This window comes from Arthrobacter antioxidans, assembly GCF_023100725.1.
GTDB lineage: Bacteria > Actinomycetota > Actinomycetes > Actinomycetales > Micrococcaceae > Arthrobacter_D > Arthrobacter_D antioxidans.
Genome location: NZ_CP095501.1, coordinates 184,130 through 202,666 on the forward strand (window position 1 = coordinate 184,130; position 18,537 = coordinate 202,666).

Sequence of the window (18,537 nt, forward strand, 5' to 3'; positions counted from 1 at the left end):
GCACCGCGGGCCGGCTGCCCATGGTGCCCCGATCGGCCGGTCGCGTACGGTGAGGGGGACATCAATCACCATGTGAGGGGATGCCCCGTGCCTCCTGTGATCTTCGCCCATCGCGGCAGCAGCGGCACCTATGCCGAGCACACCCGCGCCGCCTACCTGCAGGCCCTCGCGGACGGCGCCGACGGCGTCGAGTGCGACGTGCACCTGACCCGGGACGAGCAGCTCGTGTGCATCCACGACACCACGCTGGACCGCACCACCAGCGGGTCGGGCCGCGTGGCCGACCACACGCTGGAGGAGCTGCGCGGGCTCGACGTCTGTTCCTGGAAGGGCGCGAGCATCCCCGCCGAGTACGGCAGTCCGTCCGAGCAGTTCCTCACCCTCGCGGACCTGATCCTGCTGCTGCGCCGTGCCGGGCGCCCGGTCCGGCTGGCGATCGAGCTGAAGCACCCGAGCCCCTTCGGCCTGCGGCTGGAGGATGCACTGATCGCCTTCCTCATGGACGAGGGGTGGGACCCGGAGTCCTCGATGCTCGGCAGCATCGAGGTGAGTTTCATGAGCTTCAATCCCGATTCGATGCGGCAGCTCGCCGAGTCGGCGCCGCCCCACATGCTGTGCCAGCTGGTGTCGGACATGAAGCCCAAGGAGGTGCGCGCCGCACTGCGCTTCGGCCCGCTCACCGAGGGCGCGCTGATCACCGTCATGCGACGCGCCCTGAAGGAGGGTGAGCAGCTCGTGAACCGCCACCAGGTGGGCATGGTGGGACCGGGCATGCGGTACACCCGGACCCATCGCGGACGCGTGCGCCGCTGGGTCGGCGACGGCGTGCGGGTCCGGGTATGGACCGTGAACTCGGTCAAGGACGCGCTGTACCTCGCGGAGCTCGGGGTGCAGGAGCTGACGACGGATTACCCGGCGCGGATCCGGGCCGCCTTCGAGAGCGAGCGCGGCTGACCGGGCGGTCGCGCGGAGCGTGTGGTTGAGTTGCAGGATGCAATCCCCGATCGAGGACTACGCACTCCTGTCCGACCTGCACACCGGTGCGCTCGTCTCCCGGAACGGCAGCGTCGACTGGCTCAGCTTCCCCCGGTTCGACTCCGAGTCGGTGTTCGCGGCGATGCTCGGCACGCCGCAGCACGGCCGCTGGCTCCTGGAGCCGTCGTCGGACGCCGAGGTGGTGGAGCGGAGCTACATCGACTCCACCTTCGTCCTCCAGACCCGCTGGAAGACCCTCGAGGGCGAGGTGCTGGTCACCGACTTCATGCCGGTGACGGACCGGCGCGCCAACGTGCTGCGACGCATCCAGGGGCTCCGGGGCACCGTCACCATGCGGCAGGAGCTGCAGATCCGCTTCGGCTACGGCGACATCATGCCGTGGGTCACGCAGGGCACGCACGACGGCGGCCCGGTACTGCTCGCCATCGCCGGACCGGACGCGCTGCTCCTGCGCGGGCCGCGGCTGAAGGCGCGGGACCATCGCCACGAGGGCACGTTCACGGTGGCCGCAGGGGACGTCGTCGACCTGGAACTCGTGTGGTACCCCTCGCACCGTGAGAAGCCGGATGCCCTGGACGTCGACGAGGCGCTCGACAGCACCATCAGCTACTGGCGGGCCTGGGGTGCCAGCTGCAGGATCGGGGGCGGCTACTCCGAGGCCGTGCGGCGCTCCCTGCTCGTCCTGCGCGCCCTCACGCACGAGGACACGGGCGGGATCGTCGCCGCCCCGACGACGTCGCTGCCCGAGCAGTTCGGCGGCTCCCGCAACTGGGACTACCGCTTCTGCTGGCTCCGCGACGCGGCCCTGACCCTCGAGGCCATGATGACGCACGGCTTCTCCGAGGAGGCGCTGGAGTGGCGCAACTGGCTGCTGCGGGCGGTCGCCGGTGATCCCGAGGACCTGCAGATCATGTACGGGCTGGCCGGAGAGCGGCACCTGCCCGAACGCGAGCTCGGGCACCTGCCCGGTTATGCCGGCTCCACGCCCGTGCGCGTGGGCAACGGCGCCGTGGACCAGTACCAGGCCGACGTCGTGGGCGAGGTGATGGTGGCGCTCGAGAAGCTGCGCGTCCACGGTGTCACCGAGGACAGTTTCTCGTGGCCGCTCCAGCGGGCCCTCCTGGGCTTCGCGGAGAAGCACCTCCATGACCGGGACCACGGGATCTGGGAGATGCGCGGGGACCCCCAGCACTTCACCCATTCGCGGGTGATGATGTGGGCGGCGTTCGACTGCGCGGTCCGCGCGGTGCGGGATCACGGCCTGCCCGGCCCGGAGCAGCGCTGGACGGAGATCCGGGACGGCCTGCGCGAGGAGATCATGGAGCGCGGCTTCAACGCCGATCTGGGCTCGTTCACCCAGGTGTACGGCGGGACCGAGGTGGATGCCTCCCTGCTCCAATTGCCGCACGTCGGCTTCCTCGACTTCGACGACCCGCTGATGCTGGGCACCGTGGAGCGGATCGAACAGGACCTTTTGGACGCCCACGGACTGCTGCTGCGCTACCGCACCGGCAACTCGGACGACGGCCTCGAACCCGGTGAGCACCCCTTCCTGGCGTGCTCGTTCTGGCTCGTGGAGCAATATGCGCACGGCGGCAGGCCCGACGACGCCGCACGGCTCATGGATCAGCTGGTGGGCTACTCGAACGAACTCGGCCTGCTGGCCGAGGAGTACGACCCCGTCCGGGGGCGCATGGCGGGCAACTTCCCGCAGGCGTTCTCGCACCTCGCCCTGGTGCGTGCCGCGGACGCGCTGCACACGGCACACCGGAAGGCCGGGCCCTACGACATGATGGACGAGGTGCAGTAGACGGCAACGGCGGGAGCCCGGCCGCCAGGGCCGGGCTCCCGCCGTCGTACCGTTGCCGCTCCGCGCTTGCTAGAGCGTGACGCCCTGCGGCTTCAGGACCACCTTGATGGTGCCGTCCGTCTTCTTCTGGAAGTTCTCGTAGGCGGCAGGCGCCTCGTCGATCGAGACCTCGTGGGTCATGAGGTCCATGACGCCCAGCGGGTCCGAGGGATCCTCGACGATCGGGAGGAGCTCGTCCGTCCAGCTCCGCACGTTGCACTGGCCCATGCGGAACTGGATCTGCTTGTCGAACATGGTCATCAGCGGCATGGGGCTCGCCGTGCCGCCGTACACGCCGCTGAGGGACACGGTCCCGCCGCGGCGGACGGCGTCGACGGCCGAGTGGAGGACGCTCATGCGGTCGCTGCCGCCGGTCTCCATGACCTTCTGCGCGAGCTTGTCCGGCAGGATGCCCACGGCGTTCTGCGCGAAGGCACCGGCGGGGGAGCCGTGGGCCTCCATGCCGACGGCGTCCACGATCGCGTCCGGGCCGCGGCCGTCCGTCATGCTGCGCAGTTCCTCGGCGGTGTCCTTCGTGAAGTCGATGGTCTCGATGCCGTGGCGCTTGGCCATCTCACGGCGTTCGGGGACCGGCTCGACGCCGATGACGCGGTGGCCCAGGTGCCGGCCGATGCGTGCCGCGAACTGTCCGACCGGCCCGAGGCCGTACACCGTGAGGACGCCGTCCTCGGGTACGTCCGCGTACTGCACGCCCTGCCAGGCGGTGGGAAGGATGTCCGAGAGGTAGAGGTAGCGCTCGTCGGGCAGTTCCGCGCCGACCTTGACCGCACCGTAGTCGGCGAAGGGGACGCGCAGGAACTCCGCCTGGCCGCCGGGCACGGAGCCGTACAGCTCGGAGAAGCCGAACAGCGACGCGCCGGAGCCCTTCGCGTGCACCTGGGTGGTCTCGCACTGCGACTGCAGGCCGCGTGTGCACATGTAGCAGTAGCCGCAGGAGATGTTGAAGGGGATGACCACGCGGTCGCCGACCTTCAGGTTGGTGATGCCCGCGCCCACCGCCTCGACGATGCCCATCGGCTCGTGGCCGAGGATGTCACCCTTGTGCATGTACGGGCCCAGGACCTCGTAGAGGTGCAGGTCCGAGCCGCAGATGGCGGTCGAGGTGATACGGACGATCGCGTCCGTGGGTTCCTGGATCGTGGGATCGGGTACGTTCTCCACGCTGACCTTGCGCTTGCCCTGCCATGTCACTGCCTTCATGTGGTGCTCCTCCGGGTAGTAAGTAGGCTTCGCTTCCCACTATTCACCCCTTCGCCGCGAATGGGAAGTCGGACGTCGCCGTCGCCTAGCCTTGTCAGGTGGTACTTCTCCAATCCCCGGCGGTCCGTGTGGCCCTGTCCGTCGCGATCGCGACCGGCCTGTACGGACTGTCCTTCGGCGCCCTGTCCGTGGCTGCCGGGCTGACCCTCCTCCAGACCATGGCCCTCAGCCTCCTGCTGTTCAGCGGCGGTTCGCAGTTCGCCTTCATCGGCGTCATCGCCGGCGGGGGGAGCGGGGTCTCGGCGATGTCCGCCGCGGCCCTGCTGGGCATCCGCAACGGCGTGTACGGCATGCAGGTCAACGTGCTGCTCCGGCCCTCCCGCTGGCGGAAGCTGCCGGCCGCACACCTCACGATCGACGAGTCCGTGGCCACGGCGACGGGCCAGGCCGATCCTGACGAGCAGCGCCGCGGATTCTGGGCCGCCGGGATCGGCGTCTTCGTGCTGTGGAACCTCTTCACGCTCGTGGGTGCGCTCGCGGGCAACGCCATGGGCGATCCCGCCCGCTGGGGGCTCGACGGCGCCGCCGTCGCCGCGTTCCTCGGTCTGCTGTGGCCGCGCATCCGCTCGCGCGAGCCAGCGGCGATCGCCGTCGTCTGCGCCGTCGTCACGATCATCGCCGTGCCGCTCGTGCCGCCGGGCGTGCCGATCCTCCTCGCCGCCGTGGTGGCGGCCGGTCTCGGCCTCTCGGGCCTGGGTCCGGCGACGGAAGGCCTCGAGCCCGACGTCGAGCCCTACCCCTCCGGCCCCGCCGGTTCGGCGCGGGGGGACGCATGAGTCTCTGGGGCTGGGTCCTCCTCGCGTGCGCGGTGTCGATCGCCACGAAGTTCCTCGGCTTCCTCGTGCCCGCGAAGCTGCTCGACAACCCGCGGATGCTGCGCGTCGCCGGGTCGCTGACCATCGGCCTGCTCGCCGCCCTGACGGCGACGAACACGGTCGCGTCCGGTCAGGCGCTCGTCGTCGATGCGCGGGTCGTGGCGCTGCTGGCGGCCGCCGTCGCGCTCTGGCTGCGGGCGCCGTTCCTCGTCGTCGTCGCGGTGGGTGCGCTCGCTGCGGGACTCGCGCGGCTGCTGGGGGCGGCGTAGGGCGGACCCTGCGGTGTGCGGCCCCGGCTACGCCGTCGAGCGCGGCATGAACATGATCAGCGCCACGCCGACCAGGCAGACCGCGGAGCCGAGGAGGTCCCAGCGGTCGGGCCGGAAGCCGTCCACGAGCACTCCCCACGCGAGCGACCCGGCCACGAACACGCCGCCGTACGCCGCGAGGATCCGCCCGAAGTTCGCGTCCGGCTGCAGGGTGGCCACGAAGCCGTAGGCCCCGAGTGCCATGATGCCGAGCCCGGCCCACCACCAGGGCCTGCCCTCGCGGACCGCCTGCCAGATGAGCCACGCCCCGCCGATCTCCGCGACGGCGGCCAGCACGAACAGGAGGGTGATGCGCAGGGTCGTCATGGTGCCAGTCTGCCTCGCGCTGCGGGTCAGGAGGCGTCGACGACGGCGGCCGTCGCCTCCGCGATCGCCGCCTCCTCGTCGGTCGGCACCACGAGCACGGGGAACGCCGACGCCTCGGTGCTGATGATGCGCGCCTCCTTGCTGCGCTCGCCGTTCTTCTCCTCGTCGAGGTCGAGTCCGAGCGCACCCAGCTTGGTGACGACGGCGGTGCGGAACGCGGACGCGTTCTCGCCGATGCCCGCGGTGAACACGAGTGCCTGCGCCCCGCCGACGGCCACGTGGTACCCGCCCACGTACTTCGCGAGCCGGTAGGAGGCCACCTCGATCGCGCGCCTCGCCCGGTGGTCGCCGGCGTCGGCGGCCTCCGTTACGGAGCGCATGTCGTTCGTGCCCGCGAGGCCCTTGAGCCCGCTGTCGCGGTTCAGGAGGGTGTCGAGGTCCTGTTCGGTGTACCCCTCGCGCAGGAGGAACAGCAGGATGGACGGGTCGATGTCACCCGACCGCGTGCCCATCACCAGACCCTCGAGGGGCGTGAACCCCATCGACGTGTCGACGCTCTCGCCGTCGCGCACGGCCGTGACGGAGGCGCCGTTGCCGAGGTGCGCGATCACGCCCGTGAACGTGTCCGCGCCGAGCAGTTCCGCGGCGCCGCGCGCCACGAAGGCGTGCGAGGTGCCGTGGAAGCCGTACCGCCGGATACCGAATCTCCGGTACAGCTCGTCCGGCACCGCGTAGCGCCAGGCGTGCTCCGGGAGCGTGCGGTGGAAGGCGGTGTCGAACACCGCGACCTGCGGCATGTCCGGCCACTTGTCGGCGATGGCGCGGATGCCGGTGACGGCCGCCGGGTTGTGCAGGGGTGCCAGCGGGTTGAGGCGCTCGATGGCGCGGGTGATCTCGTTGTCGATGAGCACCGGCTCGCTGAAGCGCTCGCCGCCGTGGACCACGCGGTGCCCGACGGCGTCGATCCCGCGGTCGCCGAGGGCCGCGGACACCTCACCGTCCACGCGGTCGAGCGCCGCCGCGTGATCGGGCACTTCGGCCTCGCCGATCCGTTCGACGAGGCCTTCGGCCAGGACGTCCTCGCCCTCCCGGACCTGGTACTTGAGCGAGGATGAGCCGGAGTTGATGACGAGGATGATCATGGGGTCCTGTCCTGGGGAGGGGTGCAGACGGAGGGCGTCGGAAAGGGGGTCAGGAGGCGGCGGGCTGCTGGGCCTGCACCGCGGTGATGGCCACGGTGTTGACGATGTCCTCCACGGTGCAGCCGCGGGAGAGATCGTTGACCGGCTTGCGCAGGCCCTGCAGGACGGGCCCGACGGCGACGGCGCCCGCCGACTGCTGCACGGCCTTGTAGGTGTTGTTGCCGGTGTTCAGGTCCGGGAAGATGAACACCGTCGCCTGGCCGGCCACCGAGGACTCGGGGAGCTTGGAGGCCGCGACGGAGACGTCGACGGCGGCGTCGTACTGGATGGGCCCCTCGACCGCGAGGTCGGGGCGCTGCTTCCGGACGAGCTCCGTGGCGCGCCGCACCTCGTCCACCGCGCCGCCGTGTCCGGACTCGCCCGTCGAGTAGGAGAGCATCGCGACCCGCGGTTCCACGCCGAACTGCTCGGCCGTCTCCGCCGAGGCCACGGCGATGTCCGCGAGCTGCTCCTCGTTGGGCTCCGGGTTGACCGCGCAGTCGCCGTACACGAGCACGCGGTCCTGCAGCAGCATGAGGAACACCGAGGAGACGATCTTCACGCCGTCCTTGGTCTTCACGAACTCGAGCGCCGGCCGGATGGTGTTCGCCGTGGTGTGGGCCGCTCCGGACACCATGCCGTCCACCGTGCCGAGCTGCACCATCATGGTCCCGAAGTATGCGCCTTCGAGCATGCGCTCGCGGGCCTCCTTCATCGAGACGTTCTTGTGCGCGCGGAGTTTCACGTACTCGGCGGCGAACTCCTCCCGCAGGTCCGACGTCGCCGGGTCGATGAGCGTGAGGCCGCTGAGGTCGATGCCCTGGCCGGCGGCGAGCTCGCGGACCCGCGCCTCGGGGCCGAGGATGGTGAGGTCGCAGACGTCGCGGCGGCGCAGGATCTCGGCGGCCTTCAGGACGCGGAGGTCCTCGCCCTCGGGGAGGACGATGCGCTTGCGCTCCGCCCGGGCGCGCTGGATCAGTTCGTGCAGGAAGCGCAGCGGCGTCATGCTGACGGGGCGGGGGAGTTCGAGGCGTTCCAGCAGCTCGCTCTCGTCCACCTGCCGCGACCAGGCGCCCAGCGCGGCCGCGGCCTTGCGGCGCAGTCCGCTCGCGATCTCCCCGCGCACCTCGCTGACGTGGCGGGCCACGGTGTAGGTGTCGTCGTCGAGCGCGAAGACGGGGAACGGTGCCTGCGCGAGGAGGGCCAGGATGTTGGGGTCGGGGGCGAGCCCGCCGGTCAGGAACAGCGCCGACGGCACCGGGAACTCGGGGGAGAACGACGACGCGAGGGTCGCCACGAGGACGTCCGCGCGGTCCCCCGGCACGATCACCAGGGCGCCGTCCGTGAGCAGGTGCAGGAAGTTGCCGACGTTCATCGCGGCGACGCGGACGCTGGTGACGTCCCGCTCGAGGTTCGAGTTCCCGGCGATCTGGCGGGCCCCGAGGTCCGTGGCCACCTCGGAGACGGTGGGCTGGGAGATCTCGGACAGCTCCGGGATCACGTAGACCGGCCGGCCCGAGCGGCCGGGCCGGACGTGCTCGCTGATCGCGGTGACGGCGTCGTCGGCCGCGCGGTTGACCATCATCGCGAGGAGGGACACCTTCGCGGCGTCGAGTTCGCGGCGGGCGACGTCCACGGCGTCGGCCGCCTCCTCGACGGACATGTCCTTGGCGCTGACCACGGCGAGGACCATGGCGCCGAGATTGTTGGCCAGGCGCGCGTTGAGGTCGAACTCGACGGCGGCGTCGTTCCCGGAGAGGTCGGTACCCTCGACGATCACGACGTCGCACTCCGCGGCGATCTCGCTGTAGATGGCGACGCAGCGGGCGTCGATCTCCGCGCGGTCCCCGGTGACGAGCAGGGCACGGGCCTCGGCGCGGGTGAGGCCGCCGCGGGCGCGGCTCTCGGGGAGGTCGAACGAGCGCTGCATGAGGCGGACCATGGGATCCGTGGTGGGGTCGTCGCCCTCGACGATGGGCCGGAAGAAGCCCACGCGGTCGGCGTGCCGGTGCAGCATGTCGGCCAGGCCCAGGGAGATCAGGGACTTGCCGGAGCCGTTGGTCATGGCGCTCACATAGATTCCGCGGGTCATGGGCCCAGTCTTACAGGGTGGCGGGGGGCCCGCCATAATCGGTGTCACGTCCCCGACGGCTGCTGCGGGTGCCCTACCCTTGACCGGGCCGACCCGGAGGACTAACGTACAACCACATGGTTGTACAAACGTTGAGGCAGGACGAGGTGGACCGCCTGTTCCAGGCGCTCGCCGACGCGACACGGAGGGACATCGTGGCGCGCGTCCTGGTCGCCGAGTATTCGGTATCCGGCCTGGCCGAGCAGTACGACATGAGCTTCGCGGCAGTCCAGAAGCACGTGGCGGTGCTCCAGAGGGCCTCGCTCGTCTCCAAGGAGAAGCGTGGGCGGGAGCAGATCGTGCGCGGAGAGGTGGACGGCGTGCAGAGGGCACGGCGCCTGCTTGACGACTACGAGAGGATCTGGCGGCAACGCGTCGACCGGATCACGGACCTCCTCGGCGAGGACGCCGGGGATGACGACTAGGAAGGCATCATCATGACGGTCATCAGTACGGAGAAGGACACGGAAGCTCTCCACTTCAGGCTGGTCGCGGAGTTCGACGCCGGCGTCGAACGCGTCTGGCGGATCTGGGCGGACGCACAGCAGCTCCAGCGCTGGTGGGGCCCACCCACCTGGCCGGCGACCTTCGAGACCTACGAGTTCGAGGAGGGTGGCCGCGCGGCCTACTACATGACCGGGCCCGACGGCGAGAAGGCGCGGGGCTGGTGGCGGATCACCGCCGTCGAGCCTCCCCGCCTGCTGACCTTCGTGGACGGCTTCGCGGACGAGAACGGCGACCCGGTGCCGGATATGGGGGAGACAGCCGCGACCGTCACGCTCGAGGACCTCGGCGGACGCACGCGGATGACCATGACCACGGCCTTCCAGTCCATCGAGCAGCTCGAACAGATGGTGGAGATGGGCATGGAGGAGGGCATCCGCGCGGCACTCGGCCAGGTCGATGCGCTCCTCGCCGAGGACGCCTCCGTCTGAGGTCCCGGTCGGCGACGAACTCCGGACACGCGAAGGCGCCGTCGTCCCCGGGATGAACCGGGGCCGACGGCGCCTGCGTGAGCCTTACGCCGTGGCGGTCGTGGCCTTGCGCGGCGGCAGGGCGAGCTTGAAGATCTTCGCCCAGGTGGAGCCGACCTGCTTGGGCAGGGGGCCCGTGGTGTAGGGGAGCTTGTACCGGGTGCAGATCTCGCGGACCTTGACGGCCACCTCGGCGTACCGGTTGGACGGCAGGTCGGGGAAGCAGTGGTGCTCGATCTGGTGGGACAGGTTGCCCGTCATGAAGTGCATGAGCTTCGAGCCGGAGATGTTCGCCGAGCCGATCATCTGGCGGACGTACCAGTCGCCGCGGGTCTCGCCGTCCACCTCCTCCTCCGTGAACGTGTCCGTGCCGTCGGGGAAGTGGCCGCAGAAGATGACCGCGTGCGCCCAGAAGTTACGGATGGCATTGGCGGCGAGCGTGCCGTAGAGGGCCTGCTTGCCGGAGCCGGTCAGCATGGCGACGGCGGGGGTGGCGGCGTAGTCCTTGGAGAACTGCTTGAGCACCTTGACACCCACGGCCTTGAGGTCGCGGTTCATGGCCTCCTTGGACTTCAGGCCCTCCTTGTACTCCGGGATCTCGAGGTCGTACAGGGCGATGCCCCACTCGAAGACCGGAGCCAGGATGGCGTTGTACAGCGGGTTGCCCAGGTTGAACGGCTTCCACGGCTGGTCGGGGTCCATGCGGAGCAGGTTGTATCCGATGTCCCGGTCCTTGCCGATGACATTCGTCCAGCGGTGGTGCAGGTCGTTGTGGGTGTGCTGCCAGGAGCGCGCCGGGGTGACGAAGTCCCACTCCCAGGTGGTGGAGTGGATGTCCGGATCGCGCATCCAGTCCCACTGACCGTGCAGCACGTTGTGCCCGATCTCCATGTTTTCCATGATCTTGGCGAGGCTCAGCATGGCCGTGCCGGCGAACCAGGCGGGCTTGTACTTGCTGAACAGGAGGGTGCCGCGGCCGGCGAACTCGAGGGAACGCTGGATCTTGATGACCCGGCGGATGTACGCGGCGTCGGAGGCCCCGCGCTTGGCGAGGATCTCGTCGCGGACGGCGTCGAGTTCGCGGCCGAGCTCCTCGACCTGCTCATCGGTGAGGTGCTTGGCGGCATCGGGGCGGACCAGGGGGTGGCCGGACGCCGCGAGGGCGCCCGGGCGGGTCGCTGTGGTGGTCATGAGGACTCCTCCGTTGGGGTTACAGGTCGAGGTTCACGGGCCCGGCGGCTGCCGAGACACAGGTCTGGATGAGCTGGCCGGGAGTGTTGTGCAGCTCGCCGGTGCGCAGGTCGCGCACCTGGCCGGCGCGGAGCGGGATGAGGCAGCTGTGGCAGATGCCCATGCGGCAGCCGCTCGGCATGAGGACGCCGGCGTCCTCGCCGATGTCGAGCAGCGGGGTGTCGCCGTCGGCCTCCACCTCGCGGTCGGACTGCTCGAAGGTGACGAGGCCGCCGTCGTGCCCGGCGCCCGCCGTGAGGTCGGTGCTGAACCGCTCGATCGTCAGCGTGCCGGTCCGCACGCCCTGCGTCCCGGCTCCGGTGGTGACGTCAGGGACGGTCCGTGACTGCTCGAGGGCCGCCTCCCGTTCCCAGAGCTCCTCGGCGTCGTCGAGGAACCCCTCGGGGCCGCAGGCATAGGCGGCACGTGAGCGCCAGTCCGGGCAGAGGTCCGCGATGGTCTGGGCGGTGAACTGCAGGCGGCCACGCGCGCTGGTGAACCAGTGGCGGACCGTGAGGTTGGGGAACTGGTCCGCCAGTTCGTCCAGCTCCTCGCGGAACACGCTCTTCTCGGGGGTGCTGTTGGAGTTGATGAGCACCACGTTGGCGTCCGGCCGGCGCGGGATGAGCGTGCGGATCATCGACATGACCGGCGTGATACCGCTGCCCGCCGTGAGCATGAGCAGGGAGCGCGGGTGCTCGGGGAGCACGAAGTCGCCCTGGGGCGGCGCCAGGAACAGGACATCGCCCGGCTTGGTGTCGCGCACCAGGACGTGCGACACCGAACCGGCATCCTTGACGGTGATGGCGGGATCGTGTCCTGCGGCATTGCTCAGGGAGTAGGAGCGCCACTGGCGGACCCCGTTGAGCTCGACGCCGATGCGCGCCCACTGTCCGGCCTGATGCGCGTGCCAGCCATGCCCGGGGCGGAAATAGATGGTGGCGGAGTCGTCGGTCTCGTGCACCACACGCGTCACGACGCCACGGAGCTGGCGCGAGGAGTACACGGGGTTGAAGAGCGCCAGGAAGTCTTCCGCCGTGAGTGGGGTGGTCAGCGCAGCCGTTGCACGCGCCAACTTTCGAAACCGAATCATTGAACCAACAATATAGCCTCTCCCGCTAAAGTTCTGCACCGGTGACGTAGAGTTGAAGGGAGAAAATTGTCTTGACGAAACAGATCGGAGTTGTTCCTTGAGTTCTGGCACGCTGGAGATCGCTCCGCCGGAGCCGCCCTGGCTCAGCCTTCCTCCGGAGGTCAGCGACCGGTTGAGGCCTCTCACGCCGGATCTCGTAGAAGCCATCATCCAGGCGGTCCCGCAGTTGGTCCCGGCCTACGCCCGGCCCATCGAGGGGAACTTCGGCCGCGGCCTGCGCCGGGGCGTGGCCGCGGCGCTCGAGCGGTTCCTCGAGCTGCCGGGCACCGGCCTGCCTGCGCTGTCCGATCAGAGCCGCCAGCTGGTGGCGGGCCTGGGCCGCGGTGAGTTCCGGCAGGGTCGCAGCATGGATGCGCTGCTCGGCGCCTACCGGATGGGCGCCCGCGTCACGTTCCGTGAGATGTCGCGCCGCTCCATGGAGGAGGGCCTCGGCCCAGCCGTGGTCGTGGATCTCGGGGAATCGATCATGGCGTACATCGACGAGCTCTCCGCCGTGAGCGCCGAGGCCTACGCCTTCGAGCAGTCGGAGCGTGCCGGGGCCGTGGACCGCCGTCGTGCCGAACTGCTGGAGCTGCTGCTGCTCGGGCAGGCGGACGAGACCGCGCTCCGGCAGGCGGCGTCCCTCGCGGACTGGGCCGTCCCCGCGCAGGTGGCCGTGGTGACGCTGCCGCTGGACCGTGCCCGGGGGATCCGGCAGCGGCTCGGGACGGGGGCGATCGTCGTCGAACGCGAGACCGATGCCGTCGCCCTGGTGCCCGAACGGGGGCCGTGGCAGCGGGCGGAACTCGACCGCGTGCTCACCGGGCGGAGCGCGGCCATCGGGCCCGCGGGCGGCCTCGACCAGGTGGCGCAGTCGCTGCGGCTGGCCGTGCTGGCGGCCTCCATGCTGCCTCCGCGCGAGGGTGCGGAGGAGCCGCCGGTCTGGGCGGACGAGCACATGACCGAGGTGGTCCTCGCGGCCGAACCCTCGGCCATCGGGGAGCTGGCCCGACGGAGGCTCGCGCCGCTCGCCGTGCTGCCGGACATCCAGCGCGTCAAGCTCGAGGAGACCCTGCTGGCGTGGCTGCGGCACTGGGGGCAGCGTGCGCCGATCGCCGAGGAGCTCGGCATCCACGGCCAGACGGTCGGGTACCGCGTCCAGCAGCTGCGCGAACTGTTCGGCGACGACCTGCGGGACCCGAAGATCCGCTTCGAACTGGAGATCGCGCTGCGCAGCGACTGGAGGGCGCCGGCCCGGTCCTAGGGTCCGTCGTAGGTGGCGGCCGTCCAGAGATGGAACAGGGCGTAGGCGCGATAGGGGCGCCAGGCCTGCGACAGCCTCTCGGCGTCCCGGATGCTCGGGTTCCCCATGGCGCGGCGTGCCACGAGATCGCCCGGCGTGAACGCATCGGGATCGCGCAGGACCCGCACCGCCAGATAGTCGGCGGACCACGGGCCGATCCCGGGGATAGCGAGCAGCTCCCTGCGCACCCGCGGGTGATCGGCCTCCGGGTCCAGCGTCAGGCCATCGACGACGGCGCGGGCCACGTTCTGCACGGTCGCGGCCCGCGTGCGGGTCACGCCCACCGCGGCGCGCAGCTCCTCGTGCGGTGCGTCGGCGACGGATCGCGGCGTCGGGAACAGCGTCAGGCCCCACGACGACGGCTCCCCGTACGCCGCGGCGAGCCTGCCGCCGAAGGTGCCGCCCGCGGCGACGGAGACCTGCTGGCCGAGGACGGTCATGACGGCGGCCTCGAAGGCGTCGGGGTAGCCGACGGCGCGCAGCCCGGGGCGCCGCCGGACCAACGGGCCGAGCAGCGGGTCGGCGTCGAACGCGCGCTCGACGGCGGTCGTGTCCGTGTCCAGGTCCAGCCAGCGGCGCGTGGTGCGCGCGAGATGCGCGAACTCGTCGTCGTCGTCCGTGTCCGCGGTGAGTTCGACGTCGTCGGGCCGGATGGTGACCGTGATGCGGCGCGGGCCGCCCGGCGTGGGGAGGAGCCTGGTGTGCGAGCGGCCCTCGCGCTCGGCGATCTCGCACCCCGGGATGGCGTGGTTCGCGAGGATCGCCGCCATGGGACCCGCCGCGAGGGCGCCGTTCGGGGCGAGGATCGCGGTGCGGCTCACGGGAGGACGGCGTCCACGGGCCCGGCGCCCACCACGCCAATCGGGTCGGGTGCCGATGCCATGGACGCTCCTGGAGGATTCGGGAAGAGGGCTGCGTCCCACCCTACGACGGCCGACGGTCAGGATCGCGGCGTACCATCCCCGGCATGACGGAACAGCAGCCCTACACCCTCATCGACACCTATCCGGGGTTCGAACTGCGGGCCTACCCGGCGCATGTCGTGGCCGAGCTGGATGTCGACACGGCGTTCGACAGCGCCGGCAATGCCGCCTTCCGGACGCTCGCCTCGTACATCTTCGGTGCGAACACGTCGCGGCGGAAACTCGCCATGACGGCACCCGTGACGCAGCAGGCGTCCACCCCGGCCGGGGAGGGGGGATCGGAGCAGCTGGCGATGACGGCCCCGGTGACCCAGCAGCGGGCACCGACCGGGCACACCGTGGCATTCGTGCTGCCCGTCGATGTGTCCTTCGCCACTGCGCCGGTCCCCGACGACCCCCGCATCCGCGTGGTACAGAAGCCCGCGGCCACCACCGCCGTCGTGTCCTTCTCCGGCCGCGGAGGCCGTGCATCCTTCGAGCGGCACCTCCAGGGACTGCTGGCGGCAGTAGGGAAGGCAGCCTTCGTGCCGCGGGGCGAACCCCGGTACGCGCGCTTCGATCCGCCTATCACGCCCGGGGTCTTCCGTCACAACGAAGTTCAGATCGACGTGGTGGGGATGCATGGAGAAAAGTCCCATCCGTAACCGGTATATTGCAGCCGGTATATGGAATACTTCCGCCTCTGCCGAGGTTGAGAGTGGCATCTGGGCGTCATTCCCGCCCATAGAAGGAGATCAACCGTAATGGCAACCGACTACGACGAGCCGCGCGTTCGTCCGGAAGACCAGCCGGCCAACGAGTCGTTGGAGGCAATTCAGGCTCAGCGCAGCGCAACCACGCAGACCGCGCTGATCGACGTCGAGGACGGTGAGACCGCCGAAGGCATCGACCTTCCGGGCGCCGACCTCTCGCATGAGGAACTCCTGATCCAGGTCATCCCCCAGCAGGAGGACGAGTTCACCTGCATGTCCTGTTTCCTGGTGCACCACCGCAGCCAGCTTGCGCGCGAGAAGAACGGCGACAAGTACTGCGCCGAGTGTGAGGGCTGACCGCTCCTTCGGGTTCGCGTCGAGCCCCTGGCCCCATGGCCGGGGGCTTTCTTCATTAACCGGTTAGGTACCGTGCCCGCGCCACCGGCCCCGGCCAGTACGGTAAGGGCATGAGGCCTTCCCACGTCATCGTGCTGCCCGGTGGCGGCTACACCATGCTGTCCGACAACGAGGGCGAGGTGGTCGCCGAGCGGCTCCGCTCCTTCGGCCTGTCCGCCGGCGTCTTCGACTATCCCGTGAGGACCCGCCACCCCGGGCCGCTCGACGCCGTCCGCGCGGAGATCCGCCGGGTCCGCGCCACCGGCGTCGACCGTGTGGCGCTGCTCGGCTTCTCGGCCGGCGGCCATCTCGCCGGACACGCGGCGCTCGCTCCGAGCGCGCGCGACGACGAACGCGTGGACGCCGTGGTGCTCGGCTACCCGGTGGTGTCCATGGAACTCGCGACGCACCGCGGATCGCAGGACGAACTGCTCGGGCCCGACGCCGGGGGGACGGTCCGTGCCGCGACCTCGCTCGACCGGCTGGTCACCCGGGACGCGCCGCCATTCTTCCTCTGGCATACAGCAGCGGACGAGGACGTCCCCGTGGAGCACGCCTACCGGCTCGGGCTGGCGCTCGTGGCCCACGCCGTGCCGCACGCCCTGCACGTCTTCGAGGAGGGCGAGCACGGGCTGGGCCTCGCGGAGGGACAGGGCGCCGCCGAGCAGTGGGGCCCCCTGGCCGCCGCATGGCTCCAGGCGCGGGGCTGGTGACCACCCCGCCCCTGCCTGCCCGGCTGTCGCGCGCCCGGCGTCCTTCGGCAGCGGTCCTGCCGGCCCGGTGATCACCCAGACCCTCGTTGCGCTCGGCCCGGTGATCGGCCTGATCGCCCTCGGCTACGGCCTCCGGGCGCGCAGTTTCCTGGCGCCGGCCTTCTGGCCACCCGCCGAACGTCTCTGCTACTTCGTCCTGCTGCCCGCACTGTTCATCAGCGGCACCGCGACGGCCGATCTCGCCGGACTGCCGATCGCCCTCATGGCGCCGGTTCTCGCCGGGTCGGTGCTCCTCACGGTGCTCGGACTCGTCCTCGCGCAGCGCCGCCTCGACCTCGACGGCCCCGCCTTCACCTCCGTGCTCCAGGGCAGCATCCGGTTCAACAACTACCTCGGGCTCTCCATCGCCCTCGCCCTGTTCGGGTCCGACGGCGTGGCGCTCGCCGCCATCGCCAACACCATCCTCGTGCCGCTCGTGAACATCCTCTGCACGCTCGCCTTCGCGCGCTACGGCGCCGAGCGGCTGACCGTCGGCGGCGCCGTCCGCAGCATCGCCACGAACCCGTTGATCCTCGGCTGCCTGATCGGGATCCTGCTGAACGTCACCGGTGTCGGCCTGCCGCCCGGCGTCGACGGCTTCGTGCGGACCCTCGGGACGGCGTCCCTGCCGCTCGGCCTGCTTTGCGTGGGCGCGGCGCTCGAGCTCCGCAGCATGGGCAGGAACCTCGGCGCCGTGGCGCTGGCCACCTCGGTCAAGTTCGTGGTGCTGCCCGGCCTCGGCGTCGCCGGGTGCCTGCTGCTCGGGCTCACGGGGGCGCCGGCCGCCACGGTGATCCTCTTCCTGTCCCTGCCCACGGCGTCCTCGGCCTACGTGATGGCGCGGGCCCTCGGCGGGGACTCGCGCCTCATGGCCTCGACGATCACCCTGCAGACCGTCGCCGCCGTGGCCTACCTGCCGCTCGTGTTCCTCGTCATCGGGGGCGTCACCGGCTGAGGGCCCGCCCGCCGAACTGTTCCTCCAGCTCGTGCAGGTCGAGGTCGCAGCCCTTGTCGGATCCCCGGAAGGTGCGGCGGTACGCGGCGGGGCTGACGCCGAGGGCTTTCTGGAAGTGGTGGCGCAGCAGCACCGCCTGCCCGAAACCTGCCGCACGGGCGACGGCGTCGATGGTCAGGCGCGTCTCCTCCAGCAGCGACTGGGCGCGCAGCAGGCGCTGCCCGGTGAGCCAGGCGGCCGGCGTCGTACCCGTCTCCGCGCGGAAGCGCCGGGCGAAGGTCCGCTCGCTCATGTGCAGGCGTCGGGCGAGGGTCGCCACGGAGATGTCCTGGTCCAGGTGGTCCTCGAGCCACACGAGCAGTTCCTCCATGGAGGCGCCGCACTCCGTGGGGATGGGCCGCTCGATGAACTGCGCCTGGCCGCCGTCGCGGTGCGGGGGCACCACCATGCCGCGGGCGATCGCCGTCGCTGCCTTCGGGCCGAACTCCTGCCGGATGAGGTGCAGGCTCGCGTCGATCCCCGACGCCGTGCCGGCGCTCGTGAGGATGCTGCCGTCCTCGACGTAGAGCACGTTCTCGTCGACGCGGGTGCCCGGGTAGGCCTCGGCCAGGCTCCGGGTGTACTTCCAGTGCGTCGTCGCCGAGCGGCCGTCCAGGAGCCCGGCCTCGGCGAGGGCGAACGCCCCCGAGCAGACCGAGAAGATGCGTGCGCCCCGGCGGTCCGCGGCCCGGAGGGCGTCCAGGACGGCGCCGGGCACCGCCGTGCCGTCCGGGAAGGGAGCCATGATCACGAGGTCGGCGTCGTCGGCGCCCGTGAGGTCGTCGTCGACCTGCAGGGACACGCCCGACGCCGTCCGGACCATCCCGGGGACGGGAGTGCAGACGCGGAGGTCGAAGGCGGGGAGCCCGACGCCGAGGGCCGAGCGGTCCACGCCGAACACCTCGCAGACCACGCCGAACTCGAAGACGGCGAGGCCTGGCAGGACGATCACGGCGACCCTGGAGAGCATGCCTCAAGTTTGGCAGCTTTTGAGCGTTAGGGGTCGATTCCGCCACTCTTTTTCTTCCGACCGGGGGATCAGTATCGATGCATGAACATTTTGCTGATTCTCCTGGTCATCGTCCTCGCCGCGCTCCTGGTGCGGCATCTCCTGCGGGCCGTCGGTGCTGATGTGCCGGCGGACCATCCGGCGTCCCACGCCGACTGGAGCGTCGACTCCCTGCCGAGCTCCGCGTATGCCCTCCGGCACGACGTCTAGCGGCGCAACCCCGGCGCGCTCCCGGCCGTTCGCC

Annotated in this window: 20 protein-coding genes; 12 read left to right on the forward strand and 8 right to left on the reverse strand. The window is 70.7% G+C overall.

Going from position 1 to position 18,537, the window contains the following annotated elements:
• The first annotated feature begins 87 nt into the window (after nucleotides 1–87).
• Complete coding sequence (locus MWM45_RS00905) at nucleotides 88–954, forward strand: glycerophosphodiester phosphodiesterase (protein ID WP_247827724.1); 867 nt, start codon at nucleotides 88–90, stop codon at nucleotides 952–954.
• A 19-nt stretch (nucleotides 955–973) separates the two neighbouring features.
• Nucleotides 974–2,806, forward strand: a complete 1,833-nt coding sequence (locus MWM45_RS00910) for a glycoside hydrolase family 15 protein (protein WP_269076567.1) — start codon at nucleotides 974–976, stop codon at nucleotides 2,804–2,806.
• A gap of 69 nt (nucleotides 2,807–2,875) precedes the next feature.
• Here MWM45_RS00910 and MWM45_RS00915 read toward each other — a convergent pair whose 3' ends face one another.
• The gene (locus MWM45_RS00915; protein WP_247827726.1) at nucleotides 2,876–4,066 is read right to left on the reverse strand and encodes a zinc-dependent alcohol dehydrogenase; all 1,191 of its coding nucleotides are present in this window, start codon (nucleotides 4,064–4,066) and stop codon (nucleotides 2,876–2,878) included.
• Between the two features lie 98 nt (nucleotides 4,067–4,164).
• Here MWM45_RS00915 and MWM45_RS00920 point away from each other — a divergent pair, with 98 nt between their 5' ends.
• On the forward strand, nucleotides 4,165–4,902 hold the full coding sequence (locus MWM45_RS00920) for an AzlC family ABC transporter permease (protein ID WP_247827727.1): 738 nt from the start codon (nucleotides 4,165–4,167) through the stop codon (nucleotides 4,900–4,902).
• The gene (locus MWM45_RS00925; protein ID WP_247827728.1) at nucleotides 4,899–5,210 is read left to right on the forward strand and encodes an AzlD domain-containing protein; all 312 of its coding nucleotides are present in this window, start codon (nucleotides 4,899–4,901) and stop codon (nucleotides 5,208–5,210) included. Before MWM45_RS00920 ends, MWM45_RS00925 begins: the two co-directional genes overlap by 4 nt.
• 27 nt (nucleotides 5,211–5,237) lie before the next feature.
• On the opposite strand, the gene MWM45_RS00930 is transcribed toward MWM45_RS00925, so the two are convergent.
• The 3 genes from MWM45_RS00930 to pta are packed head-to-tail and all read right to left on the reverse strand — an operon-like array spanning nucleotide 5,238 to nucleotide 8,849.
• Nucleotides 5,238–5,576 (reverse strand): YnfA family protein, encoded by a 339-nt coding sequence (locus tag MWM45_RS00930; protein WP_247827729.1) that lies wholly within the window; start codon nucleotides 5,574–5,576, stop codon nucleotides 5,238–5,240.
• Nucleotides 5,577–5,602: 26 nt separating this feature from the next.
• Nucleotides 5,603–6,718 carry an acetate/propionate family kinase gene (locus tag MWM45_RS00935; protein WP_247827730.1) on the reverse strand — a complete coding sequence of 372 codons (1,116 nt, stop codon included), beginning with the start codon at nucleotides 6,716–6,718 and terminating at the stop codon, nucleotides 5,603–5,605.
• 49 nt (nucleotides 6,719–6,767) lie between these two features.
• Nucleotides 6,768–8,849, reverse strand: a complete 2,082-nt coding sequence (pta, locus tag MWM45_RS00940) for a phosphate acetyltransferase (RefSeq protein ID WP_247827731.1) — start codon at nucleotides 8,847–8,849, stop codon at nucleotides 6,768–6,770.
• Nucleotides 8,850–8,965: 116 nt separating this feature from the next.
• Here pta and MWM45_RS00945 point away from each other — a divergent pair, with 116 nt between their 5' ends.
• Both MWM45_RS00945 and MWM45_RS00950 read left to right on the forward strand, forming a co-directional pair.
• Entirely contained in the window at nucleotides 8,966–9,313 is a 348-nt protein-coding gene (locus MWM45_RS00945; RefSeq protein ID WP_247827732.1) for an ArsR/SmtB family transcription factor, read from the forward strand.
• 12 nt (nucleotides 9,314–9,325) lie between these two features.
• Nucleotides 9,326–9,823, forward strand: a complete 498-nt coding sequence (locus MWM45_RS00950) for an SRPBCC family protein (protein WP_247827733.1) — start codon at nucleotides 9,326–9,328, stop codon at nucleotides 9,821–9,823.
• 84 nt (nucleotides 9,824–9,907) lie between these two features.
• Here MWM45_RS00950 and MWM45_RS00955 read toward each other — a convergent pair whose 3' ends face one another.
• Nucleotides 9,908–11,053 (reverse strand): fatty acid desaturase family protein, encoded by a 1,146-nt coding sequence (locus MWM45_RS00955; RefSeq protein WP_247827734.1) that lies wholly within the window; start codon nucleotides 11,051–11,053, stop codon nucleotides 9,908–9,910.
• A gap of 19 nt (nucleotides 11,054–11,072) precedes the next feature.
• The gene (locus MWM45_RS00960; RefSeq protein ID WP_247827735.1) at nucleotides 11,073–12,185 is read right to left on the reverse strand and encodes a ferredoxin reductase; all 1,113 of its coding nucleotides are present in this window, start codon (nucleotides 12,183–12,185) and stop codon (nucleotides 11,073–11,075) included.
• Nucleotides 12,186–12,282: 97 nt separating this feature from the next.
• Between MWM45_RS00960 and MWM45_RS00965 the strand changes: the two genes are divergently transcribed.
• On the forward strand, nucleotides 12,283–13,488 hold the full coding sequence (locus MWM45_RS00965; RefSeq protein WP_247827736.1) for a PucR family transcriptional regulator: 1,206 nt from the start codon (nucleotides 12,283–12,285) through the stop codon (nucleotides 13,486–13,488).
• Here MWM45_RS00965 and MWM45_RS00970 read toward each other — a convergent pair.
• On the reverse strand, nucleotides 13,485–14,348 hold the full coding sequence (locus MWM45_RS00970; RefSeq protein WP_247827737.1) for a DNA-3-methyladenine glycosylase family protein: 864 nt from the start codon (nucleotides 14,346–14,348) through the stop codon (nucleotides 13,485–13,487). The genes MWM45_RS00965 and MWM45_RS00970 overlap by 4 nt on opposite strands.
• Before the next feature lie 146 nt (nucleotides 14,349–14,494).
• Here MWM45_RS00970 and MWM45_RS00975 point away from each other — a divergent pair, with 146 nt between their 5' ends.
• The 4 genes from MWM45_RS00975 (at nucleotide 14,495) to MWM45_RS00990 (ending at nucleotide 17,245) form a co-directional block, all read left to right on the forward strand.
• The gene (locus MWM45_RS00975) at nucleotides 14,495–15,094 is read left to right on the forward strand and encodes an SOUL family heme-binding protein (protein WP_247827738.1); all 600 of its coding nucleotides are present in this window, start codon (nucleotides 14,495–14,497) and stop codon (nucleotides 15,092–15,094) included.
• Nucleotides 15,095–15,193: 99 nt separating this feature from the next.
• The gene (locus tag MWM45_RS00980) at nucleotides 15,194–15,499 is read left to right on the forward strand and encodes a DUF4193 domain-containing protein (RefSeq protein ID WP_043442948.1); all 306 of its coding nucleotides are present in this window, start codon (nucleotides 15,194–15,196) and stop codon (nucleotides 15,497–15,499) included.
• Nucleotides 15,500–15,609: 110 nt separating this feature from the next.
• Nucleotides 15,610–16,251 (forward strand): alpha/beta hydrolase, encoded by a 642-nt coding sequence (locus MWM45_RS00985; RefSeq protein ID WP_247827739.1) that lies wholly within the window; start codon nucleotides 15,610–15,612, stop codon nucleotides 16,249–16,251.
• 67 nt (nucleotides 16,252–16,318) lie between these two features.
• Nucleotides 16,319–17,245 carry an AEC family transporter gene (locus MWM45_RS00990; RefSeq protein WP_247827740.1) on the forward strand — a complete coding sequence of 309 codons (927 nt, stop codon included), beginning with the start codon at nucleotides 16,319–16,321 and terminating at the stop codon, nucleotides 17,243–17,245.
• Here MWM45_RS00990 and MWM45_RS00995 read toward each other — a convergent pair.
• Nucleotides 17,235–18,254 (reverse strand): GlxA family transcriptional regulator, encoded by a 1,020-nt coding sequence (locus tag MWM45_RS00995; RefSeq protein WP_247827741.1) that lies wholly within the window; start codon nucleotides 18,252–18,254, stop codon nucleotides 17,235–17,237. The genes MWM45_RS00990 and MWM45_RS00995 overlap by 11 nt on opposite strands.
• Before the next feature lie 81 nt (nucleotides 18,255–18,335).
• Between MWM45_RS00995 and MWM45_RS01000 the strand changes: the two genes are divergently transcribed.
• Complete coding sequence (locus tag MWM45_RS01000) at nucleotides 18,336–18,503, forward strand: hypothetical protein (RefSeq protein ID WP_247827742.1); 168 nt, start codon at nucleotides 18,336–18,338, stop codon at nucleotides 18,501–18,503.
• Nucleotides 18,504–18,537 lie beyond the last annotated feature (34 nt).